The sequence below is a fragment of the Fictibacillus arsenicus genome (genome assembly GCF_001642935.1).
Taxonomy (GTDB): Bacteria; Bacillota; Bacilli; order Bacillales; family Fictibacillaceae; genus Fictibacillus; species Fictibacillus arsenicus_B.
On sequence record NZ_CP016761.1, the window covers coordinates 3154483 to 3177927 of the forward strand.

The 23445-nt window shown below is 41.0% G+C and carries 27 protein-coding genes and 1 riboswitch; of the genes, 3 read left to right on the forward strand and 24 right to left on the reverse strand.

What is annotated here, in order from left to right; all coding sequences use genetic code 11:
- Nucleotides 1-71: 71 nt before the first annotated feature.
- The 3 genes from ABE41_RS16145 to ABE41_RS16155 all read right to left on the reverse strand — a co-directional run bounded on the left by ABE41_RS16145 (nt 72) and on the right by ABE41_RS16155 (nt 1634).
- Nucleotides 72-404 (reverse strand): hypothetical protein, encoded by a 333-nt coding sequence (locus tag ABE41_RS16145; protein ID WP_066292514.1) that lies wholly within the window; start codon nt 402-404, stop codon nt 72-74.
- 44 nt (nt 405-448) lie between these two features.
- Nucleotides 449-709, reverse strand: coding sequence for a hypothetical protein (locus ABE41_RS16150; RefSeq protein ID WP_066292516.1), 261 nt, complete (start codon nt 707-709; stop codon nt 449-451).
- 223 nt (nt 710-932) lie between these two features.
- Nucleotides 933-1634: an FHA domain-containing protein gene (locus ABE41_RS16155; protein WP_066292519.1), complete on the reverse strand. Its 702-nt coding sequence runs from the start codon at nt 1632-1634 to the stop codon at nt 933-935.
- 261 nt (nt 1635-1895) lie between these two features.
- Between ABE41_RS16155 and ABE41_RS21560 the strand changes: the two genes are divergently transcribed.
- Complete coding sequence (locus ABE41_RS21560) at nt 1896-1955, forward strand: hypothetical protein (protein ID WP_367642159.1); 60 nt, start codon at nt 1896-1898, stop codon at nt 1953-1955.
- Between the two features lie 121 nt (nt 1956-2076).
- Here ABE41_RS21560 and ABE41_RS16160 read toward each other — a convergent pair whose 3' ends face one another.
- The 19 genes from ABE41_RS16160 to cspD all read right to left on the reverse strand — a co-directional run bounded on the left by ABE41_RS16160 (nt 2077) and on the right by cspD (nt 20197).
- Complete coding sequence (locus ABE41_RS16160) at nt 2077-2784, reverse strand: hypothetical protein (RefSeq protein WP_066292521.1); 708 nt, start codon at nt 2782-2784, stop codon at nt 2077-2079.
- Between the two features lie 6 nt (nt 2785-2790).
- Nucleotides 2791-3267 (reverse strand): hypothetical protein, encoded by a 477-nt coding sequence (locus ABE41_RS16165; protein WP_066292530.1) that lies wholly within the window; start codon nt 3265-3267, stop codon nt 2791-2793.
- Nucleotides 3257-3850: a cob(I)yrinic acid a,c-diamide adenosyltransferase gene (locus tag ABE41_RS16170; protein ID WP_066292533.1), complete on the reverse strand. Its 594-nt coding sequence runs from the start codon at nt 3848-3850 to the stop codon at nt 3257-3259. The genes ABE41_RS16165 and ABE41_RS16170 overlap by 11 nt, the downstream gene beginning before the upstream one ends.
- Nucleotides 3822-4292: a bifunctional adenosylcobinamide kinase/adenosylcobinamide-phosphate guanylyltransferase gene (locus ABE41_RS16175; RefSeq protein ID WP_066292536.1), complete on the reverse strand. Its 471-nt coding sequence runs from the start codon at nt 4290-4292 to the stop codon at nt 3822-3824. Before ABE41_RS16175 ends, ABE41_RS16170 begins: the two co-directional genes overlap by 29 nt.
- The gene (locus ABE41_RS16180) at nt 4244-4882 is read right to left on the reverse strand and encodes a histidine phosphatase family protein (RefSeq protein ID WP_066292540.1); all 639 of its coding nucleotides are present in this window, start codon (nt 4880-4882) and stop codon (nt 4244-4246) included. Before ABE41_RS16180 ends, ABE41_RS16175 begins: the two co-directional genes overlap by 49 nt.
- On the reverse strand, nt 4834-5646 hold the full coding sequence (cobS, locus tag ABE41_RS16185; protein WP_066292543.1) for an adenosylcobinamide-GDP ribazoletransferase: 813 nt from the start codon (nt 5644-5646) through the stop codon (nt 4834-4836). The genes ABE41_RS16180 and cobS overlap by 49 nt, the downstream gene beginning before the upstream one ends.
- Entirely contained in the window at nt 5621-6220 is a 600-nt protein-coding gene (locus tag ABE41_RS16190) for a bifunctional adenosylcobinamide kinase/adenosylcobinamide-phosphate guanylyltransferase (RefSeq protein WP_066292545.1), read from the reverse strand. Before ABE41_RS16190 ends, cobS begins: the two co-directional genes overlap by 26 nt.
- 5 nt (nt 6221-6225) lie before the next feature.
- Nucleotides 6226-7575: a heme ABC transporter ATP-binding protein gene (locus tag ABE41_RS16195; protein ID WP_066292548.1), complete on the reverse strand. Its 1350-nt coding sequence runs from the start codon at nt 7573-7575 to the stop codon at nt 6226-6228.
- Nucleotides 7572-8636, reverse strand: coding sequence for a FecCD family ABC transporter permease (locus ABE41_RS16200; protein WP_066292551.1), 1065 nt, complete (start codon nt 8634-8636; stop codon nt 7572-7574). The genes ABE41_RS16195 and ABE41_RS16200 overlap by 4 nt, the downstream gene beginning before the upstream one ends.
- The gene (locus ABE41_RS16205; RefSeq protein WP_066292553.1) at nt 8599-9558 is read right to left on the reverse strand and encodes an ABC transporter substrate-binding protein; all 960 of its coding nucleotides are present in this window, start codon (nt 9556-9558) and stop codon (nt 8599-8601) included. The genes ABE41_RS16200 and ABE41_RS16205 overlap by 38 nt, the downstream gene beginning before the upstream one ends.
- A gap of 186 nt (nt 9559-9744) precedes the next feature.
- A riboswitch (cobalamin riboswitch) is annotated at nt 9745-9939 on the reverse strand.
- 190 nt (nt 9940-10129) lie between these two features.
- A complete protein-coding gene (gene eno, locus ABE41_RS16210) occupies nt 10130-11422 on the reverse strand; it encodes a phosphopyruvate hydratase (RefSeq protein ID WP_066292554.1) in 1293 nt (430 codons plus the stop codon).
- A 165-nt stretch (nt 11423-11587) separates the two neighbouring features.
- Nucleotides 11588-13120: a 2,3-bisphosphoglycerate-independent phosphoglycerate mutase gene (gene gpmI, locus ABE41_RS16215; protein ID WP_066292555.1), complete on the reverse strand. Its 1533-nt coding sequence runs from the start codon at nt 13118-13120 to the stop codon at nt 11588-11590.
- Nucleotides 13117-13875, reverse strand: a complete 759-nt coding sequence (gene tpiA, locus ABE41_RS16220; RefSeq protein WP_066292558.1) for a triose-phosphate isomerase — start codon at nt 13873-13875, stop codon at nt 13117-13119. Before tpiA ends, gpmI begins: the two co-directional genes overlap by 4 nt.
- A 273-nt stretch (nt 13876-14148) precedes the next feature.
- Nucleotides 14149-15333 carry a phosphoglycerate kinase gene (locus ABE41_RS16225; protein ID WP_066292561.1) on the reverse strand — a complete coding sequence of 395 codons (1185 nt, stop codon included), beginning with the start codon at nt 15331-15333 and terminating at the stop codon, nt 14149-14151.
- Nucleotides 15334-15458: 125 nt separating this feature from the next.
- On the reverse strand, nt 15459-16466 hold the full coding sequence (gene gap / locus ABE41_RS16230) for a type I glyceraldehyde-3-phosphate dehydrogenase (RefSeq protein ID WP_066292564.1): 1008 nt from the start codon (nt 16464-16466) through the stop codon (nt 15459-15461).
- Nucleotides 16467-16547: 81 nt separating this feature from the next.
- Complete coding sequence (locus ABE41_RS16235) at nt 16548-17570, reverse strand: sugar-binding transcriptional regulator (RefSeq protein WP_066292565.1); 1023 nt, start codon at nt 17568-17570, stop codon at nt 16548-16550.
- Nucleotides 17571-17850: 280 nt separating this feature from the next.
- Nucleotides 17851-18096: a glutaredoxin family protein gene (locus ABE41_RS16240; RefSeq protein WP_066292567.1), complete on the reverse strand. Its 246-nt coding sequence runs from the start codon at nt 18094-18096 to the stop codon at nt 17851-17853.
- Between the two features lie 377 nt (nt 18097-18473).
- Nucleotides 18474-19799 (reverse strand): RNA polymerase factor sigma-54, encoded by a 1326-nt coding sequence (rpoN, locus tag ABE41_RS16245; RefSeq protein WP_066292569.1) that lies wholly within the window; start codon nt 19797-19799, stop codon nt 18474-18476.
- Nucleotides 19800-19996: 197 nt separating this feature from the next.
- Nucleotides 19997-20197, reverse strand: a complete 201-nt coding sequence (gene cspD / locus ABE41_RS16250) for a cold-shock protein CspD (RefSeq protein WP_066245685.1) — start codon at nt 20195-20197, stop codon at nt 19997-19999.
- 336 nt (nt 20198-20533) lie between these two features.
- Between cspD and yvfG the strand changes: the two genes are divergently transcribed.
- Nucleotides 20534-20749: a protein YvfG gene (yvfG, locus tag ABE41_RS16255; RefSeq protein WP_066292570.1), complete on the forward strand. Its 216-nt coding sequence runs from the start codon at nt 20534-20536 to the stop codon at nt 20747-20749.
- Between the two features lie 220 nt (nt 20750-20969).
- Nucleotides 20970-21572 carry an ATP-dependent Clp endopeptidase proteolytic subunit ClpP gene (gene clpP / locus ABE41_RS16260; protein ID WP_066292572.1) on the forward strand — a complete coding sequence of 201 codons (603 nt, stop codon included), beginning with the start codon at nt 20970-20972 and terminating at the stop codon, nt 21570-21572.
- A 52-nt stretch (nt 21573-21624) separates the two neighbouring features.
- On the opposite strand, the gene ABE41_RS20755 is transcribed toward clpP, so the two are convergent.
- Both ABE41_RS20755 and trpE read right to left on the reverse strand, forming a co-directional pair.
- Nucleotides 21625-21837, reverse strand: coding sequence for a zinc-binding dehydrogenase (locus ABE41_RS20755; protein ID WP_367642160.1), 213 nt, complete (start codon nt 21835-21837; stop codon nt 21625-21627).
- A gap of 7 nt (nt 21838-21844) precedes the next feature.
- On the reverse strand, nt 21845-23386 hold the full coding sequence (trpE, locus tag ABE41_RS16265) for an anthranilate synthase component I (RefSeq protein WP_066292573.1): 1542 nt from the start codon (nt 23384-23386) through the stop codon (nt 21845-21847).
- Between the last annotated feature and the right edge of the window lie 59 nt (nt 23387-23445).

A 23445-nucleotide genomic window follows, 5' to 3' on the forward strand; every position in this document is an offset into this window, starting at 1 on the left:
CCGTTCCACGTTACATTACTATAAATGTATCATAGTGGAAGGGACGAGGCAAAGTTTTTTTCGAACCTTCTTTAATTTGTTCCAAAATAGTTGATATCAAATTCCTTATGAAAGATATAAAGCCGGACAGCTTTTATTACGTTAAGCCTTTTATTCAGGAGACCTATGATTTGAACGGTAACTCCAGGCTGAACTGCTTCATCTGGCGCAATATCAAGTGTCTTATCTCCGTCAAGGAGCTCTGTTTTGGAGTCTAGCTGTACTCTCATCATCGTTTTTTTATGATGAATCGTAAACATACTCCCTTTTGCTTCTTTCACTTTTCCAACAAAGCTGATTGGATTCAATTTTTCTTGTTTGATTTCTGCACCATCCGAAGATTCTTGTTTAAGTGGCTGCATCATAAACATCCCCTCTTCGCATTATGGGGACATCCCCCATATTCATTTTACTGATCTTTTGATTGTTTTATGTCTGTTTCTGATGGTGTGTCCTTCTGTGAGGAATAGTAGTTGTCGTTGAATATGGATTTTTTTATAACAACATCTTCATAGCTTTCTGATTTCAAACGGGCTTTTTCACCATTCGTAATCTGCAGGTCATACGTTCTTAACATCAAAATAGTAAATAATAGAATGATAAATCCAAAATATAGTTGAAAACGAAATGCCCTGTCTCTCCGATGCTGTATAGTTTCCTCTACCCTCATTTTTACTTCACCACACCTATTTGGAAAAAACATCGATATTTAAGGAGTTTTTTCCTTTTACTTAATTTACTCTCTTTTCATCAACTCTAAAATGGCTTTTACATGATTCTTCTCTCATACGAACATGATAAGTTTCAGAAAATTAAACAGATGTTTAAAGATGGGATAAAACAAATAAAAAACCTGCACGACATAGTCTTTTGCAGGTTTCTAAGTAGAGAGCTTATTTAATTTGCAACATGTATCCATATCGCGGAACTGTAACGATGGAGTCGCCATATGGTCCAAGCTTCTTTCGCAAACGATAGACAAGAGCGTTGATCTCATCATTCCCTACATCAGGAAGCGTATTTGATCCTGCTACCATTCTTTCAGGCCATATCTGGATCTTAATTTCATCGCTGCTGACCGCCTGGTTCTTTTTTCTGTAGAGAAAAACCAGCAGGTCAGTATGTTTGCCTGATAAAAATAACGGTTCTCCATCTATCGAGATTTGTCGACGTTCAGGAATGATGTGCAGACCGTTGGTGATTTTCTTTTCAGCAGGCTCGATCGGTGAGGTGAATTCCATCGTTAAATCTGTTTCTGCCATTTCGGTATCTAAATAGGTTAACAGGACAACACCTTTTGCCAGACTGATCACATCACCTGATTGCAGCTTTTTTGGAACTTCTGGTTCTAGCTTTACGTTATTCAGTTCTGTGCCATGTTTTGAATCCAAGTCACGAATAAAAGGCTGATCGTCTTGTAAAAAGATTTCAGCGTGATTGCGTGATACATATGGACTGAGCAGTGAAATATCTGTTTCGTTCGTATGTGATGATCTCCCAAAGGTTAAGACTTCCCCTTCGGACTTGAGCGGAATTAAGCTCCCCGTATCGTAAGGATCTCCCGCTTCTATTCGTATGTATAGGCTTTGTTTCATATTAATTCCCCCGAACAAAAACAATAACTTGTTACTAGCATTTTAAATGATATTTGCTCAAATTAGAAGAAATAAGAGTATTTAAATTTAACGGCCACCTCTTATTCATAGTGGCTCTACTTTGATTTATAGATGAAAAATAATTATGAAGTTTCCAAAAAATTTTAAATTTTGCCGTATAGGACAACCCTGCTTTTACAAATCTTAAAGGTAACAAGATTGGAGGGATCAAAAATGACTGTTTTTGAAACGATGTCACTGATGATCAGTTTCTCAATGCTCATTGTCACCATCCTTCACTCTAACGGCCGCTCTCGATAACTACCATTAAAACTTTATTAGAAGAATTCAGTAAAACTGCCCCCGAGCATGTGCTTATAAACCAAGGCTTGGGGGCTGTCCTTCTGAGAAGGACAAAATTGCGTTTTGTATTTGTTTGGGGTCAGACCCCCAGTGGGTGAAAATGCGGTCCGCAAATTTGTATAAGGGTGTCATGTGCTTTGGAAGAATAACTTATAACTACACATGTTGCGGGACCTGCAGACTTTGTTAATGGTAAATCCGAAGTAAAAGCTATCTGCTGATCAGTGAGCAGATTGAGTTCATATAGGATTCCTTTTGAACCAACAGGGATGATTTCGTATACTTCTTCCTGATCTAAAAGTTCTTGAAATAAACGTAAAGGAAGAACCTTATTTTCTTTGCTCATAACTTCTTCACCTACTAGAGGTTCCCCTACCACGGCGAATTTGGCTCTTTCACTAGTTTTGCCAATACGTAGATTTTGATGTGAAACAGTTCCCGCTACTGTAAAGGAGGATGCTGATTGAAGAAGGGAAAAGTTAGACTCGGAACTCCCCGTTACTTCCAAACCATCCAAATCAAGGTCGGCAATCAACTGATTTGCTCCTTTTACTAGTGAACCCCACGCCTCGTCTCCATTGAAAGAGTGGATGATTAATGCCATTGGTTGTGCCCCGACACCTAGCAGTTCCATCATCGCTACTCTAAATCCATAATATGAGACAATTTCGTATTGTACGTTCACGTGATCAAGTTCCTTTAATCCGATACCTCCTGAATTGTCAGATGAAAATACAAGGTTGGACTCTTTTTGATAGGGGATGATCAGTACGTCTCTTTTTTTCATCTACGATCATACTCTCCGTTTTTCCCAAAATGTTTTTAACCGGGGAATGATAAGAGTGGAAGTAATTACATTCAGTATAGAAGCTAGCAGAAGTCCAGGTATAATGGCTAGTATAATTCCCTTCCCGATAATCGGCACCAGCATGAGTGGTGCCGCAATTCCGTTACCAGCGACAAACAATATAGGTGCAAGATTGCGGTTATTTCTTTGATAAAGGTATCCAAAAAGGAAGGTTAATCCGGCCATCTGAACAGCAATAAGTACATGCAAAGGACCCATCGGAAAACCTGCAAGTCCTGATGACATCAAATGTCCTGCTCCTGCAACAACCATTCCCCAACTTGGCGACCAAAGTGCAGCTGATACTAAGGCAGGCATGGAATCAAAAGCAAGACTGCCGATACCAGCCGGGATTTTAATAAATGACCCCGCAATTGCGAGTGATAAGAAAATAACGAAGGGAACAGCACGATTACTTTTCATCCTGCTCATTCCCTTTCCCTTTTCTGCCTCTGAATACGATTGCACTTCTTTCATACTCTACATCTTTGATTTGCAGTCTGTAATTAACTACACGGGCAACAGCAAAAAAGTAATCAGACAACCTGTTGATGTAACGAAGAACAACAGGATGAATCGTATCTGTCTGCTTTAATTCTACGATCTCTCGTTCTGCCCTGCGCGTTATCGTACGGCAAATATGAAAATAAGCAGCGGGCTCAGAACCTCCTGGTAATATAAACCGCTCTAATTCTGGTGCTTCTTGAACATATTGGTCCATGCGCTCCTCAAGAAAAAGAACACTTTCATCCTTTGTTTTAAAAGGATAATCTTGTTTAACAGCAGATAGGTCACCTCCACAGTCAAATAGTTCATGTTGAATTTTCGCCAATTGAGATGCAATGTCACAGAACATGGGATCGTATAGTTTAGTGATCGTAAGTCCAACAAAACTATTCAATTCATCAAGTGATCCATAAGCTTTTACGCGAATATGACTTTTATCTAAACGTCCCCCAATAACACTCGTTTTTCCTTCATCTCCCGTTTTCGTATATAGTTTCATGCCCATCACCCTTCCCTTTTAAAAGCTGAGGAATCCCGTACCAGATTAAGTCTACTCTGAGAGCCTTCTTTACGATGTCTTGAAAAAACCACCCATTGAAATCACGCCACATCCGATTTTCTTGTTCCATCGGCACGATTCCTTTTCCGATGTCTGTTCCAATTAATATAAGTTGATGATCTTTGTTTGCATCCCAAATCAGCCAAGATTCCAAAACCTGTGATAATGTTTCTCTTGCCGCTGACTCCCCTTTTTCGAGTACGGTAGATCGAACCATTTGTTCAATACCTTCAAGAACAACTATGTTGCCACGATTAAAATCATCAGAGGCAGGAATCCCATCTTTCAATACAAACCAGCCATTATCTTCCCGAGAGAGATTATAAGTTCCGGTTACCCATTTTGCTTTGCCATGAAAGGCTCCGCCTGTAACGAAATGCACCGTTTATCCCTCCTTAATTCTTCTAAGTCCCAAAAAAATGTATAACCTTTTCCATGCTCTGTCTTCCACGGCCACTTTTGGTTATTAGGTGCTAACTTGGATAAGTAATATCGGATCGGACCACCGTGAGTAATAAGAACGATATGACTTACTTGTTCTTTTTCAAAATAGGCAGCAAGCTCCGATTTCCATCCAAGCTCTAATCTTTTTTCGAATTCGTAAAGCGATTCTCCCTTTGGCGGTTGGTACACGGAAGGATCATCTATCCATTTCTGGTATTGACGTTGATATTTTAACTCCTCATATGTCTTCCCTTCCCATTCTCCAAAATGAAGTTCGCAAAAAGTTCCTGATGTTATGATTGGATGATCTGGGTAGAGAATACGGGCAGTTTCCAAACAACGCTTTCTGTCACTAGAGATCACTGCATCTGCTTTCGGAAAAACAAACGCCGCTTTTAAAAGATTCATTTCATGGATTCCTTCTTCACAAAGGGAAGGATTAAGTGTCCCGATGTATTGTTTTTGTTGATTTGCAGCTGTTAAACCGTGACGAAGCAAAGTAACAGCCACCCTGCGAACCAAAGCCATGTTTCTGTTCCCTCCACACAGGCACCGAGCATGTCACCCGTAATTCCTCCAAAATTTTTTATAAAAAAACGGCAGCTTATTAAAGCAAACATGATCCCCCCGACGATTAACCCTGCAACAAGCAGTAATGCACCAGCAAAATAGGAGACGATAAGGGCCAAAATGAGGTACCCGATTAATATGGCCGTCAATTGTGGAGCAACAGCCTCTTTCATTGCGAATGCCATCCCATTCTTCTTTACTAATGGGGCCTTTATAAGAACATACACCATTCCGGTACGCGCGAGGAATGGAATAAATAAAAATAAAACCCATACAAATTCATCGCTTCCATTTATGATTTCGTACATGAATGCAAAACGCCAGCCAAGAAGGAATAAAACAGACAATACCCCAAACGCTCCTACACGTGAGTCTTTCATAATTTCTAATTTCTTCTCATTTGTACCTCGGGAAAAGTAAGCATCACTTAAATCCATCCACCCGTCCAAATGCAGGCCGCCAGTAATAATGATAGAAAAGGAGAATAAGTAAACTGTAAGAATAAGTGGTGAAATATTCATTACTTGCTCAAGCATAGAAACTTGAATAGAAGCGAGTATTCCTATTACAAAACCTACGATAGGATAATTCATGATGCTCCATCTTGCGGTCTGAAGGTTCCATACAAAAGATTGGTGAATAGGCAAAATCGTCAAAAATTGAAAGGCGAGCCCAAGCCCATGAAGCGAGGAAAACTTAACGGTTCGCTGTTCGGTCTGCATGTGTGATGCTCCTCTTCATAAAAATAGGTGTTCCATTTTCGACCAAACAAGCTATCTCCGCTTTTTCAACGATAGCTTGATGCAATTTTCCGAGAAGCTCGACATAGTAATACGTTCCATCCTCATTTACAGGTAACGGATCAAAAAATACTTCATTCGAAACAATCACTAACGTTACATCCGCTTCCATTAGCTCATTTATGCCTTTTAAGATATTGTCGTATATATTTTTTCTGAATGAACGAAAAATCCAATTGTTAGCATTCATATCCCATCCCTCAAATAGTTCATTGTTCAAGAGGTTTGTCAGACAGTCTAGTAAAACCACATCTCCGAATTGAAATTCCCCTGCCAGCTCATGGAGATTTCTAGGCTGTTCAATTGTAGTCCAATTCAATGAATCTCTTTCTCTATCATCCCGGTGCTTTTGGACTCTCCTTCTCATTTCTTGATCAATATGAGCACTCGTTGCTACATAATAAGCTTTGTGATCCTCTAAGACATAGCGAGAAACAACCTGTTCGGCAAAGGTGCTTTTTCCACTCCTAACCCCTCCAGTTACAAAAATCAGCAATGCTACTACCGCCTTTCTAAGAACATCTGATAATCCATAGTTTCTTTTGAACGTGTATCTCCTTTTTGTTTGGCTGTATCTATTGCTTTGGTCACCAGGGTAAAAAGTGTTTGGGCAAAATTCGTATTCCTTGCAGCAGAAAGAATTTTTTCACCTGTTTGGGTAGAAGCGATACAAATATTTGAACGCAAGTCAGATTTTAAAAGTGTTGGAGTATGGATGGCTTCATTAATAGCAAGCATAATTTGCAAATAGGAAGCCTCTGTAAGAGTTGCCTGTAGAAACACCGCTATCGTGAAGGGCTCATTCGTTGTTCCCATACTTGCTACTACATAAATTTCTCCGAATGATTCAGAGCTGGAGCTAATAGCCGTATGATTTACGTTTTCAATCTTAAATCTTAAAGTCTGATCTTGTAGAGCGAACTTTTGAACATGTTCCTCTTCAAATATAAACGTATCTGCCCATTTAAAACTATCTGTTGAAGAAAGCGTTTTAAATGGATAGCTAGATGAAACCACTAGCCTATCATTTTGTTGAGAAATCTGTAAATCATTAAAACTATTAACCTTCTCTGATTCAAGAGGATTAAGGGAAATCAAAGGCTTCGGAAACTCTGGATGTTCATGCCTCAAAAGATTGGCTTCATACACGTCCTGTAAAGTAACTGAATCCATTACCTTACCCGGTATACCTTCTGCTCGAATCGTTCCTTTATTAAGCATGTAGATGTTATCACAGTACAGACTTGCAAGATTTAAATCATGGAGTATGGCAACCACTGTTAGTTCTCTGGATCGATTCCACATTTTCAGCAGATCCATAAGCTTTATCTGGTTAGACAAATCCAAATGATTCGTTGGTTCGTCGAGCAACAATATCTCCGGATCCTGGGCTAAGGCTTTTGCCAAGAACACCCGTTGACGCTCGCCGCCACTTAACTCTTGTAAACGAAAAGAAGCAAACTGTTTAACATCTGTAAGTTCCATGGCTTTGTCGATCATCTCTTCGTCATGTTTGTCTGACTGCTTTAACCAGCCTTTGTAGTATGGATACCTGCCTAAACCGACAACTTCACGAACAGTAAAATCAAAAGAATTATCTCCATTCTGAGGCAAAACGGCAATCGTTCTTGCCAATTCTTTTGAAGAGTAAGAACTGATGTTTCGATGATTGATATATACCGTTCCTTTTAAAGGTTTCATTACACCGCTCAGCATCTTCATAAGGGTTGTTTTGCCGCTTCCGTTTGGACCGATGATTCCTGTCAATTGCCCTCTTTCAACTGAGAGCGAAATCTCTTTAAGTACCGTCTTACCGTCATATCCTCCAGATACTTGATCAACGTGAATCATGAACCCACCCTCTTTTTTCGATAAGAAATAAAAATTATAGCAAACACAGGACTGCCTATAATGGCTGTCAAAACACCGATCGGCAGTTCTGTCGGCGAAATAATCGTTCGTGCGATAACATCAATCAATACGAGGAAGATACCTCCAAGCACCATAGATAATGGCAATAAATGACGATGGTCAGTGCCCCAAAGTTTTCTGGCTATGTGTGGGATAACGAGCCCTACAAATCCAATCGTTCCAGAAACCGCTACCGCGGATCCAGTCAGTATCGAAGCAGCCAGTAAAATCCATTTCGTGTGCCCCTTTACATTAACACCAGTAGATCTAGCATCTTCCCTGCTGAAGGACATCGCATTTAATTCCCTGCTGTTAAACATTAGTATAATAAAGCCAATTATCAGGAATGGGGTGACGAGTTGAACGTACGGCCAGCCCCTCATCGAGACACTTCCTAATAGCCAGCCGATGATCTGCCGAAGCTCTTCACCCGTCAGCGCGATTAATAAGGAAACTAGCGCACCAAGGAATGAACTCGATAAAATGCCGGCAAGGATGATCGTTTCAATCGACATTTCCCGTTGGACAATTCGGGCAAGGCCCAGCACTCCAATTAATGCAACGAAGCCGCCAAGCACACTGACCACTGGTAGTGTGAAATCTTGCAGAAAAGGCAGCTGGAAGCTGAAAAACAAAACACAGACTGCCCCAAGTGCTGAACCAGACGAAACCCCGAGTGTGTATGGGTCAGCGAGCGGATTTTTTAAGAGTCCCTGAAATGCAGTTCCTGCCAAAGCCAGGGAACAGCCGACCATTGTAGCTAATAGTACTCTTGGAAATCGAATTTGCATGACTATATTTATTGTTGAAGCTTCAATGCCAGCAGGCAGCTTCGTATGAAAAATTTCTGAACAAACAATTTGAAAAACATGAGCCAGGGGAATTGGCACACTTCCTGCCGATACCCCAAGTCCGATGGTAAAGAATAAAATAATGATGACACCTAGGTAAGACCAGAATAATTTATTCGGTGAATACATCTGGATAGATAGCTTCGGCAAGCTCCTTCACCCCTTCGATCAAGCGAGGACCAGGTCTTGTTACTTTATCAGAATGAACATCAAACACTTGCTCATTTTTTACCGCAGAAACATCTTTCCATGCACTTCTTTTCATCACTTGTTCTTTTGCGTTTTCAACATAATAACCGTATGTTGTAATCACTACCTCTGGATTGTAGTTTATCGCTTCTTCTTCTGTTACTTTTACCCAGCCTTGCTGATCACCAGCTGCATTGGTTGCGTGAATAGCATTTAACATCTCATCAATAAACGTTCCTTTTCCAGTCGTAAAGATCTCAGGCTCTGGAGAAACCTCTACCCATACTTTTTTCTTTTCTTTTACATGTTTAGCTCGATCTTTAATCTCTTTTAAATCAGCTTTCATGGACTGAATGATCTTTTGTCCTTCTTTTTCCGTACCTGTAGCTTTTGCGATCATCTCGATGGTTGCATAAGTGTCTTCAAAATTAGTTGCATCTTTTACGACAAGAACGGTAATTCCTGCATCTTTAAGCTGTGTTAACCCTGGCTTTGCACTTTCACCACCTGAAGCATGTGCAAGGACAATGTCTGGCTTTAAACCTATAATCTTCTCAACATTAAACTCCATATCCCCGATTTTTTCTTTCTTCAGGGCTGCTTCAGGGTAATTATCAAAATCAGAAACCCCTACGATTTCGTTTTCTAACCCAAGAGCAAAAGCAATCTCCGTATTACTTGGAACCAAGGATACGATACGGTCCGGCTTTTTTTCTATTGTTATTTTTTCTCCTGTATCGTCTGTTATCGAAACAGGAAACTCAGTATGTACATTTGAGTTTTCAGAAGCTTTTTCTGAAGTTGATGTTTTTTCAGCAGAACACCCTGCTATTACACCAATGACGAGCATCAGCGTAAACCATATTGTAAGCAATCTTTTCATCTTTCATCTCTCCCCTAGTCTCTCGTATAATTAACCAGCTAAACAAATCGATCGGTACTGCTTCTAAATACTGTTTGAAAGGGGGATTTTTGAAAATAAAAAAAGCCCTCCCTTCGGAGAGCAAAATACAATAAAGTAAACAAAATACGTTAACGTCTACCTATTGCTTTCCCTTTTCCTCGAAGGTACGCACAATCGATTAAGGCAGGTTTCCTGACTCACGGATCAAACAAGCGTAGTTCCCCTTCCCATTCTTATATCGAACAGTGGGCGAATGAACAGCTCTACCGATTACAGTGGCGGGACCGTGTTGGATTTACACCAACTTCCCTTTTAACGTTTTATGCCAAACATAAAACGACCTTAATTCTTATTCAGCTAGTTCTAATTATACAAATATCCATGTAAAAGAAAAGCATATTACAAAAAGTTCGTTGTAGTTGGAGGACTGACCTTTTTAAATCCACATAAAAACACCTCCGAGTTTCTGAGGAACTCGGAGGTGTTTTTTCCACAAAGACAAAATGGCGTTTTGTCTTTGTATGGGGTCAGACCCCTACTTTTGTACTACTTACTTCTTTAGGTTGTAGAATGCGTTCATTCCTGGGTAAACTGCAAGGTTGCCTAGCTCGTCTTCGATGCGAAGAAGCTGGTTGTACTTCGCAACACGGTCTGTACGTGAAGGAGCACCAGTCTTGATTTGTCCAGCGTTTGTCGCAACTGCGATGTCAGCGATTGTGCTGTCTTCAGACTCACCTGAACGGTGAGAGATTACAGCTGTGTAGCCTGCACGCTTAGCCATTTCGATCGCGTCAAATGTTTCAGTCAGCGTACCAATTTGGTTAACTTTGATAAGGATTGAGTTACCGATTCCTTTTTCGATACCTTCAGAAAGCTTTGTTGTGTTTGTAACGAACAAGTCGTCTCCCACTAGCTGAACGCGGTCACCGATGCGCTCTGTTAATAGCTTAAAGCCCTCCCAGTCGTTTTCATCGAGTCCGTCTTCGATTGAAACGATCGGATACTTGTTAACAAGCTCTTCGTAGAATGCAACCATCTCTTCAGATGATTTAACAACACCTTCACCAGAAAGGTGGTATTTGCCGTCTTCTTTCTTGAACAATTCAGAAGCAGCAACGTCCATAGCAAGGCGTACTTCTTCACCTGGCTTGTAGCCAGCTTTTTCGATTGCTTCCATGATTGTTTGAAGAGCTTCTTCGTTTGAACTAAGGTTAGGAGCGAATCCGCCTTCATCACCTACAGCTGTGTTTAAGCCTTTTTCTTTAAGAACGGCTTTTAAGCTGTGGAAGATTTCAGTTCCCATGCGAAGTGCTTCAGGGAAGCTTTCAGCACCAACAGGCATTACCATAAATTCTTGAATATCAACGTTATTGTCAGCGTGCTCTCCACCGTTAAGGATGTTCATCATAGGTACTGGAAGAGTCTTAGAGTTGAATCCTCCAAGGTACATGTAAAGAGGTACGTTTAAGAAATCAGCAGCAGCGTGGGCAACAGCCATGGAAACACCAAGGATTGCGTTGGCACCCAACTTGCCTTTGTTTTCAGTACCATCAAGCTCGATCAACGTTTGGTCGATTCCAACTTGGTCTAATACATCAAAGCCGATTAGCTCAGGAGCGATGTTTTCGTTTACGTTGTTTACTGCGTTCATAACACCTTTTCCAAGGTAACGCTCTTTATCGCCATCACGAAGCTCAACTGCTTCATATTCACCAGTAGAAGCACCAGATGGAACGATTGCGCGTCCGAAAGCGCCTGATTCAGTGTAAACTTCTACTTCAACTGTTGGATTACCACGAGAGTCAAGGACTTCGCGAGCATAAATTTCAATAATCGTTGACATAAAATTCTCTCCTTTTAATAAAAAAGTTTAATGTAAAGGCTCATTACAAAAAGATTCTTGCTTTTAAACATGAGTATGCTTCTAAGACAAGTTGATTGGAGCGGAAATCAACTACTTCTACAATTCGTACAAGGGCCTTTTGCAGCGTTATGCACCTAAGCTCCCCTATTTAATTAACGTTTTACCTGTCATTTCTTTCGGCTGATTGCCTCCTAAAAGAGCTAGAACCGTTGGTGCAAGGTCGGCCAAGATTCCGTCCTGGCGAAGGTCTACTCCCTCTTGGGTAACAATTACCGGTACAGGATTTGTGGTGTGAGCTGTCATCGGGTTGCCTTCCATCGTAATAACCTCATCGGCGTTACCATGGTCAGCTGTAATGATTGCTGCTCCACCTTTTGCAATAATCGCATCTACTACTTTTCCTAAACATTCATCAACTGTTTCAACCGCTTTAATCGTAGGTTCAAGCATTCCAGAGTGACCTACCATATCAGGGTTGGCAAAGTTTAAGATGATTGCGTCATGCTTATCCGCTTCGATCTCTACTAAAAGCGCATCCGTAACTTCATAAGCACTCATTTCAGGCTTTAAGTCATACGTCGCTACTTTTGGCGAGTCGATCAAGATGCGCGTTTCACCAGGAAACTCAGCTTCACGTCCTCCACTGAAGAAGAACGTTACATGCGGATATTTTTCAGTTTCGGCAATACGAAGCTGTTTGAAGTTTTGCTGTGATAAAACCTCTCCGAGCGTATTGTCCAAGTTGGTCGGCTTAAATGCCACGTCACCATCTACTGTTTCACTAAAATGTGTTAAACATACAAAGTGCAGGTTCTTTGGAAACTCTGCTCCGCGGTCGAATCCACGGAAATCTTCATTCGTAAACACTTGTGAGATTTGAATGGCACGGTCAGGACGGAAGTTACAGAAAATGACTGCGTCTCCATCTTGAATGGTCGCTACTGGCTCGCCATTTTCTTTTTTTAGAACAGACGGCAAGACGAACTCGTCATGAACGCCGTTGCTGTAAGAGTCTTCTACTACCTCGAACGGATCTCTGTAATCAGGACCTTCACCATAAACCATCGCACGGTACGATTTTTCTACACGATCCCATCGCTTGTCGCGGTCCATGGAATAATAGCGGCCTGATAATGTTGCAATTTCACCAACACCAAGTTCATTCATCTTATCGACTGTTGTTTGAATGTAGCCTTTTGCAGATTGAGGGGGTACATCACGCCCGTCCAAGAATCCGTGCAGATATACCTTTTCTACATTCTGCTTTTTAGCAAGATCAAGCAGTGATAAGATGTGTTCGATGTGGCTGTGGATTCCACCATCAGAAAGCAATCCGAAGATATGAAGAGCTTTGCCAGTTTGCTTCACATGGTTCATGGCTTCGATAAATGTTTGATTTTCGTAAAAATCGCCTTCTTTAATCGATAAATTCACGCGAGTCAAACTTTGATACACGATACGTCCTGCACCGATGTTTAAGTGACCCACTTCCGAATTTCCCATTTGACCATCAGGAAGACCAACAGCTTCCCCACTAGCAGTTAGTTGTGCATGCGGATACGTTTCCCAGTAGCGGTCAAAGTTGGGCTTTTTCGCTTGTGCAACAGCATTACCTTTGTCTTCATTACGGCAAGCAAAGCCGTCTAAGATGATTAAAGCTACCGGTTTTTTACTCATCGGCTAACACCCTCCAAAAGCTGAAGGTAAGATTTTGGCTCAAGGCTGGCACCGCCAACTAATGCACCATCGATGTCTGACATGCTCATTAACTCTTTGATGTTGTCAGGCTTTACACTGCCGCCGTATTGAATACGTACAGCATCTGCGACATCTTGTGAGAATTGTTCTGCAACAACACTGCGGATGTAAGCACAAACTTCATTTGCATCTTCAGAAGATGCTGTCTTCCCTGTTCCGATTGCCCAAACAGGCTCATAAGCGATAACCGTTTGTTTCATCTGCTCATCTGAAAGACCTTGAAGTCCTTTTTCCGTTTGTTCTTTAACGACATCTTTTGTTTTGTCAGCTTCACGCTGATCTAATGTTTCGCCCACACAAACGATCGGAGTTAATCCGTGTTTGAATGCAGCTTGTGTTTTTTGGTTTACTAATTCATCTGTTTCACCAAAAAGTTCACGGCGTTCAGAATGTCCAAGAATAACATATTGAACGTTTAGATCCTTTAGCATTACAGGGCTGATCTCACCTGTGAAAGCACCTTTCTCCTCGAAGTGCATGTTTTGAGCACCGATCGCAAGAGGTGTACCCTCTGCTTCGTCTGCTAAACAGTCAAGGAAAAGAGCAGGAGCACAGATTACAGAATCAACAGTTTCAGCTGAAGGCACAAGACCTTTCACTTCTTCCACGAAACTGCGTGCTTCAGTTAACGTTTTATTCATTTTCCAGTTACCTGCAATAATAGGTTTACGCATTCAAATTCACCTCTTTAAAGTGTCTCTTTTAGGTTCTTTTCAAAAAGTGTTGCATTCGATCGTTCTTGTTATGATTCATCATTGACAAGTTGATTGGAGCGTAAGGTGCGAGACTCCTGCGGGATCAGTGGGACAGGTGAGACTTCTAAAGGCGCAAAGCGCGAGAAGGCTCACCGCCCGCCCCGCGGAAAGCGAGCAACCTGAAGCGGAAATCAACCACTCACGAAAGCAACAAAGCTTACGTATAACAGTTCTTTTCAACTTGTAATCGTATTACTTGTCGTTAAGAGCTTCGACGCCTGGAAGTGCCTTACCTTCCATGAACTCAAGAGAAGCTCCGCCGCCTGTTGAGATGTGGCTCATCTTGTCAGCGAGACCAAACTTTTCAACAGCTGCAGCTGAGTCTCCGCCGCCGATAACACTGTATGTGTCAGTTGCTTCTGCAAGAGCGTTTGCAACAGAACGAGTACCGTTTGCGAATGCGTCAATTTCAAACACACCCATCGGTCCGTTCCATATTACAAGCTTCGATTCCTTAATAACCTTTACGTACTTTTCGATTGTTTTCGTTCCGATATCAAGACCTTCCCAGTCTGATGGGATGGAATCGATGTCTACATTTTTAGTGTTAGCATCATTTGAAAAATCGTCTGCTACTAAAACATCTTCAGCAATCAGGAAGTTTACGCCTTTTTCTTTCGCTTTTTCCATGAAGCCTCGAGCTGTTTCAATTTTGTCTTCTTCTAAAAGAGACTTCCCTACGTCATGGCCAAGAGCCTTAATAAATGTGTAGCCAAGGCCACCGCCAATGATCAAGTTGTCTACTTTGTCTAAAAGATTGTCAATTACGTCAATCTTGTCCTTAACTTTCGCACCGCCAATAATCGCAGTGAAAGGACGGTCAGGATTTGATAGAGCTTTTCCAAGCACTTCAAGTTCTTTTTCCATTAACAAACCTGATACAGCAGGAAGATGTTTTGCGATTCCTTCTGTTGAAGCATGCGCACGGTGTGCCGCTCCGAAAGCATCGTTAACATACACATCAGCCAAAGCTCCGAATTTTTCTGCTAGTTCAGGATCGTTCTTTTCCTCACCAGGGTAAAAACGAACGTTCTCTAATAGAATTACGCCGCCTTCTTCTAGGCTTGCTAATGCTTTTTCTACTTCTTCCCCGTATGCTTCATCCGTTTTTACAACTTCTTTTCCAAGAAGATCGCTTAAACGCTGTGCAACTGGATCTAAGCGAAGCTCTTCCACAACTTGTCCTTTTGGACGTCCTAAGTGGCTTGCTAAAAGAACTTTTGCACCTTGCTCTGTTAAGTATTTGATGGTTGGAAGAGCAGCGTTAATACGCGTTTCATCCGTAATGTTTCCATCTTTCATCGGCACGTTGAAATCAACGCGGCAAAAAACGACTTTGCCTTTTAAATCGATGTCGCGAACACTTTTTTTGTTCATAAGTACATGAAACCTCCTGACAGTCAAAAAGATTAAAAGAATGACAACCCAGATTATACATGGGAAAGAGGAGTAGAAGCCCTGAAAAATGACTTCTCCCCCTCCTTATTGTTCTTCTCTATCTATTAAAGTCCTTTTTTAGCGATATAGTCAATTAAATCGACAACACGATTTGAGTATCCAGTTTCGTTATCGTACCAAGATACGACTTTAACCATGTTTCCTTCCATTACCATTGTAGAAAGAGCATCGATCGTAGAAGAATGAGTGTCGCCATTGTAGTCGGTTGATACAAGCGGCTCTTCAGAGTAGCCAAGGATTCCTTTTAGGTTGCCTTCAGCTTCAGCTTTAAGTGCAGCATTAACTTCGTCAACTGTTACTTCTTTGTCTAGTTCAACAACTAAGTCAACTAGAGATACGTTTGGAGTTGGAACACGCATTGCCATACCGTTAAGTTTTCCTTTTAGTTCAGGAAGCACTAGAGATACCGCTTTTGCAGCTCCAGTTGAAGTAGGAATGATGTTCTCAGCAGCCGCACGAGCACGACGAAGATCTTTATGTGGAAGATCTAGAATTTGCTGATCGTTTGTGTATGAGTGAACTGTTGTCATCATACCGCGCTTCACGCCAAACTTCTCGTGAAGAACTTTTGCGAATGGTGCAAGACAGTTTGTTGTACAAGATGCGTTAGAGATAACATCGTGGCTAGCAGCATCGTACTTGTCTTCGTTAACACCAAGAACTACAGTGATATCCTCATCTGAAGCAGGAGCAGAAATGATTACTTTTTTAGCGCCAGCTTCTAAGTGTTTAGCAGCGTCAGCACGCTTTGTGAAGCGTCCAGTTGATTCAACAACTACTTCTACACCAAGATCTCCCCAGCCAAGTTGTGCTGGATCGCGTTCAGCTAAAACTTTGATTTCTTTGCCATCTACAATTAGTGCATTTTCCTTAACTTCTACAGAACCAGCGAACTTGCCATGAACAGTGTCATGCTTTAAAAGGAAAGCAAGAGTGTCTGCATCTGTTAAGTCGTTTACAGCTACAACTTCTACCTCAGGGTTGTTGAATGCTGCGCGGAATACATTACGGCCGATACGACCGAAACCGTTAATACCAATCTTTGTTGCCATGTAAAATGACCTCCTTGATTTAAGAGAGAATTTATTTTTTATATAAAGGGAAAACCCCTTAATAACGTAATGAAAATAGACTTACGGGCGACCCAAAAGATTGCGGGCAGCTCCCTCGTCTGTTATGAGTACCTTTTTTGGACCATGTTTCATAAAAGCTGCAATCGCATCTGCTTTAGATGAACCGCCTGCTACTGCCATGATGAAATCACTGTTGTGAAGCTCATCAAGCTGCAGTCCAATCGTACGGACGCGATGAACGACTTCCCCTTGCTGGTTAAAGTAGTAGCCAAACGCCTCAGCTACGGCTTTTTCTTCATCCAGTTTTTCCAAAAGGGATGGGTTGGAATTCCTGCGTTCTGCCATTGTTTTAGCATCACCAATCCCATGCAGCACTATACCAGCGGAGTGTATGAGCTCCATCACTTCTTTTACACCAGGTTCAGCCATTAAAGAAAGATAGGTTTCTTTGCTTAGCTGATCCGGCAAATGAAGCAGCCTGTATTCGCCGTTGGCTTTTTGAGCCATTGTTGAGCAAATCGTGTTGGCTTGGTTTTCAACCTTCTCCCCAAGTCCACCGCGGGCTGGAACAAACAGCAATTGTTGGCCTTTTTGGATCGGTGACATCATTTCTGCAACAGAGGCGAGAGTTGTGCCACCCGTTACTGCAATGATGTTTTCCGTTGACAGCTGACGCTTAAGCCTGTCAGCTGCAGCTTTACCCATGTCGTTCTGGACCCAAAGATCTTGATCACTGTCACCTGGTACAACGATGACTTCAGACAGATTTAACATTTCCTTAAGATCTGATTCTAAAACATGCAAACCTGACAATTCTTTCATCATCTCAGAGAGTTCTACTAAAATATCATGCCCCTCTGAAGTTAATGACATGCCAGCCGTCTGAATTGTTAGAAGCCCTTGATCTTTCAGAAAGGAAACCTCAGAACGCAAAACCCGTTCTGTCATGTTCAGGGTGGAAGCTAAGCTTCTTCTGCCAATGGGCTCATGAATTCTTACCACATTTAAAACGTTGTAACGTTTCCGCATCGTATCCAGAAGGTCTGGCAGCAATTTCTTTTGCACATCTAATAGATTCTTCATTGCACATTCTCCTGATTTAATGGGTTTACGGTATGTTTTGTTCATGAGGGATAAAACGATGTTTCTGGACGTTTTTCGTCCCGGTTAGTCATTTTTTGTCCCATTAGCGTAAGAAAATAACTTGGTGTTACCCAAGTATGTTATTGCCAATTGTATAATTCCCTGATCACATGATTTTCAAACGTGCCAGAAAATACTTTTTGTCATAAAAAAGTTAATTTTCCTTCTGGCAAGTTTATATTATCAAATACTTTCACTAGATTTCAACAACTTTTACTTATTAAAAATTAGTAAGCGCTTTCTTTACTTTATCAATGGAGATAATTCCATAATCGATTTCAACGCCATCCACTTCTATAACAGGAATCATTAATCCGTATTTTTCAAGAAGTACGTCGTCTTTATAAATGTCTACAGATTCAATTGTGAACGGTATTTCTTTTTGCAGTTCTTGTAATAGTTTATGTGCCTTATCGCAGAGTGGACAATGTATTTTCGTATAAAAAATCAAGTTTTTTATGCCCATTTTTGGATCTCCTTTTCAAACGATTGTTTAACTTAGATGATAGCAGAACTTATATAAAAAAGTATTCATTGATGCTCTTGAATGTGGTTGATTTCCGCTCCAGGTTGCTCGCTTTCCACGGGGCGTGCGGTGAGCCTCCTGCCGCTTTACGCCATTAGGAGTCTCACCTGTCTGCTCGTCCCGTAGGACAAGGAAGGTTTCGACAGCGTTACATCGCACGAAGAAAATGTGATTTTTCGTTTTCGAGGAGTCTCGCACCTTACGCTCCAATCAACTAGTCAAAGAAGCCTACTCAATAGAAAATGTTCTAAAGCAATAATCTTTAAAATGAATCAAAGGAAAAGATCTCTTCCTGCTGGAAAAGATCTAGATTTCATTTATGAAGAGTAACGTTTTCTTTTTGCAGAAGACGGAATATTTAATTCTTCCCTATATTTTGCAACTGTTCTTCGCGAGATGCTTAGTCCGCTGTTTTTTTCTAATAAAGCTGCAAGAACTTGATCAGATAATGGCTTAAGTTTGTTCTCGCTTTCTACCAGCTTTTTTATCTCTGTTTTAGCTGATGCTGCTGAAGCACTACCGCCATCCTGTGTATATATTTTTGCTGAGAAAAAAGACTTAAGCTCGACTGCTCCTTTGGAAGTCTGTAAAACTTTATTCTTCACCGCGCGGCTGACAGTAGATTCATGCACGCCTATTTGATCAGCTACATCTTTTAACGTTAACGGTATAAGGTCCTTTTTCTCGAACGTATGAAAATATTTCTCTTGGACTCTAACGATCTCAGATGTAATTTTAAGCAGTGTTTCTTTCCTTTGCTCAAGAGCTTTTTTTAGCCAGTTGAACTTTTGATACGATTCATCTATAAACTTTGACGTTTTATTTTTATCTTGTAAAAGGGATGCATAGCTTTCATTCAGCTTCAAGACTGGTGAATATTGTTCGTTGATCAAAATACGAAGCTTCCCGCTTTCCACTGACACTGACACATCTGGATATAAGTACGACTGTTCATCCGCTGGTGAAAAAGCTGCTCCCGGCCGTGGATCTAATGTCTGAAGAAAATCTGCCGCTTCTTCAATCTGCTGCGGGGAGACATTAAGCAGTTCAGATAAGGTTTTGATTTTACGTTCTGCTAGCAGTTCTAAATGCTGATCTACGATTATGTAGCTTAATGTGTGTTCAAGATTTTGTTCAGAAAGCTGGATTAAAAGGCACTCTCTTAAACTGCGGGCACCGATGCCAGTCGGTTCTAACTTCTGCAGCATCGAGATAAGTTCTTCACACTTCTCTATGGATGCTGTAAATCGAGTTGCTGTCTCTTCAGCCGTTACAGTCAGATAACCATTTTCATTCAAGCTTAATAAAAGATAATTAAATATTTTCCGATCCTGTTCCTGAAGAGGAAGCAAGATTGCTTGTTTATATAGATAGTCATACAGGGTTTCTTGTTCGATGATCAGATGGTCGTAACTCTGTTTATCGGCTGATTGACCGCTGACTCCATTTTTACGTACGCTTTTTTTCAGCGTTGTAAACATGCCTTTAGGCTCGGAAATTTCGATTAACGGATTTTCTAAAGCCTGCTCTTGCAGATAGGAAGTAAGTTCATAACTAGGAACTTGTAAAATGGCGATGGCCTGGCGTAGTTCAGTTGTCATGACGAGATTCATGCTCTGCTGTTGGTACAAACCCATTTCCATTTTGTATCCCTCCCCCTATTCATGATACTACAGATGTAAGCGCTATACATCCTACAAAATTTGGCGGTGATTGAATTGAAATGAGAATTGACTGGGGTCTGTCCCGGGACTGACCCCAGTCAATTCTCATACAATTTTAAGGGTACAAAAAAATGCCAGCACCGCCCGGGGGCAGTCTGGCATTCTAAACTTTACTATTAAAGTTTTGTTACGTTAGCAGCTTGTGGTCCACGCTCGCCATCAACGATTTCGAAAGATACTTCTTGTCCTTCTTCAAGAGACTTGAAGCCTTCTGATTGAATCGCAGAAAAGTGAACGAATACGTCGTTTCCGCCTTCAACTTCGATGAAGCCGAAACCTTTCTCAGCGTTAAACCATTTTACTTTACCATTTTGCATGGGTGTTTCCTCCTTACAAACGCTATGTAAGCGTTTTAACTCTTTTAACCGTATTACTATGTAAATAAAAAGGCATAAAAAAATGCGTACTCATCTGAATAATCAGAAGCGGATTTAAGTGTTCCACTTCTTATTCAAAAAGTACGACCGCTTTAAATCCAAACATATTCACACCGTAAATGGTTAAATAAATTATAACATGCCTAAATTTAATTGTCAAAACTAGGGATGATTTTTTTCATTTGATTTTGATTAGGCACAAGAATAGGCTATGATAGATAAGGGTTTTATATACATATAAATTATTTAGTTTCCACTTTGAATTAGGAGGATAACATGAGCGAAGCATTTTCAGTACCTTATTTTAAAGAAAACTTTCAGCAATTTATAGAAAGAAATAAAGACGTTTTTACAAAAACACACGCGATGAACGCCTATTATCGTTCTATTGTTGGGACACTTATTAATGACAACTTGAATAAAAACAGTGAGATCGTTCGCCGCATCCGTAATTTAGAAACAGCTTATATCGAAATTAAAAACCAAAACTAAGCTTAGTTATTTAAGAAAAAGGGTAATGTTTTCACATCCAGAGGTTTAAAATCCTACTCCTAGCGGGCATTATGATGATAGCCCATACATAAGGTTTAAGAAGGATATTATGCATAGGTTGGCGAAATGAAAAGTTAAACAGCATATCGTTTGACCTTGTTTGACCTTTTTTGTATGATGACAATACAGTTTAAAGTGAAAAAGGAGAAGGAGGATTTCCATGAACTTAATTCCAACAGTAATTGAACAAACGAACCGTGGGGAGCGCGCTTACGATATCTACTCCCGATTATTAAAAGACCGTATTATTATGCTTGGTAGCGCGATCGATGACAACGTATCAAACTCAATCGTTGCACAGCTTTTATTCCTAGCTGCTGAAGATCCTGATAAAGACATCTCGTTATACATAAACAGCCCAGGTGGATCGATCACAGCTGGTATGGCGATCTATGACACAATGAACTTCATCAAGCCGCATGTATCAACAATCTGTATCGGAATGGCTGCATCCATGGGTGCATTTCTGCTTGCTGCAGGTGAAAAAGGAAAGCGTTACGTTCTTCCAAACTCAGAAGTAATGATTCACCAGCCACTAGGCGGAACTCGCGGTCAAGCGAGCGACATCGAAATCCACGCTCGCCGCATTATCCAGATGCGTGAACAGCTAAACAAAATCTTGGCTGAAAAAACTGGCCAGCCGCTTGAAGTGATCGAGCGCGACACAGACCGTGACAACTTCTTAACTGCTGAATCTGCTGTAGAATATGGTTTAGTTGATAAGCTGATTACTTCAGTAGACAGCACAGATATAAAAAAATAAGTGTATAAAAACAGGACCGCTAAGGCGATCCTGTTTTTTTGTTTGCAAATAATTAAATGACAGCTACAATTTTTCCTTTAACATGTCTTTCTGAAAGTTTGATAAGCGCAGCCGGCACTTCTTCTAACGTTATTTTTTCTGAAATCATTGTAGATAGCTTGCCTTCAACAACGTGATTGGCTAATTCTTCATTCATTGCTGCTAAATCTTTTTGTGCTTCAATATTATTTGAAAAACGAGCTGCGCCAAGTGCGATTTCATGAATGGTGTCTTCACCGAATGGACAAACTGGGCATTTGTATTTGTCTGGGGTCTGTCCCCCCTTCGATTGCTTTGAGCATTGCCTTGGCTTTGTTTACGGTTTCTTCGTATTCCCGCTCTGGTACAGAGTCTGCTACGACTCCTGCTCCAGCTTGGACATACGCTTTTCCGTCTTGGAAAACGATTGTCCGAATGGCGATACATGAGTCCATTTGGCCATTAAATCCTAGGTAGCCGATTGCACCTCCATAGACGCCCCGTGCTTCTTTTTCAAGTTCGGAGATAATCTGCATCGCCCTTACCTTTGGAGCACCTGATACGGTACCTGCTGGCATACATGAACGAAGCGCATCAAAGAAATCTTTATCCTTTTTCATTTTTCCTTTTACATGCGAAACGATGTGCATCACATGGGAATATCGTTCGATCTCCATATAAGAATCAAGTTCTACTGTGCCAAATTCGCTCACACGGCCAACATCGTTCCGGCCTAAGTCAACGAGCATCACATGTTCCGCGCGTTCTTTTTCATCTGCCAAAAGGTCTTCTTCAAACGCTAAGTCTTCTTCCCGAGTTTTTCCTCTAGGTCGGGTTCCTGCGATAGGCCGGTTCTCAATGCAGCCGTTATCCACTTTTACAAGAAGTTCAGGGGACGCTCCAACGATATAGGTATCTTTCGACTTGTAATAATACATGTACGGTGAAGGGTTCATCGAACGAAGCAGTCTATACACATCAAAAGGATCTACTTCTGTTTCCTGCTCGAACCGCTGTGACAGAACGACTTGAAAGATGTCACCTGTTTTGATGTATTCCTTTGCTTTTTCCACCATTGAGCAAAACTCTTCTTTCGAATGGGAAGAACTGACATTTCCGGTTTGCTTATTCTTTTCAAATTCAAAATCGCTTTTTATAGAAGTCTTTTTAGAAGGCTCCTGCAATTCACGATAGGTTTTACGGATGTTTGCGCAAACTTGTTCATATTTCTTTTGAATGGTTTCTTCTTGATCGTCACGATCAATATGCATATTGCAAAGAATCGTAGTTTTTTGTTTAAGATGATCAAAAACGATCATTTCATCGGTGAATAAAAATTCCATTTCATTCGACTGGTTGGATGGAGTGGGCGGTGAAGGGACATTTTCGAAAGTATGAATAAGATCATATCCGAAGAATCCGACAGCACCTCCTGTAAATGGCGGCAGTTCAGAGAGTTTGGGAGATTTGTAGCGTGATATGTGTTTTTTCACTATATCTAAAGGAGAACCATGTTCTTGCAGGATTTTGCTTTCATTATCTTTTAAGTATGTTAGATTCACATCATTCCCTTTTGAGGAGATTACCAGGAAAGGATTCCTGCCAATATAAGAGTACCTTGCCCATCGTTCTCCGCCTTCAACACTTTCGAGTAGGAACGAATAATTTTCATGACGGACCTTTTCAAATTGTGAGATACACGTTTCATGATCGGAAAGGTACGTAAAACCGACCGGAATGGCATTATAATTTTGTTTTGTAAGAGATACGACGTCCTCTATTGATGGGGTAAACATTTTTAACCACCTCTTTCAAATAATAAAAGCCTCGCGCTTGTTACAGCGGAGGCTTGTTT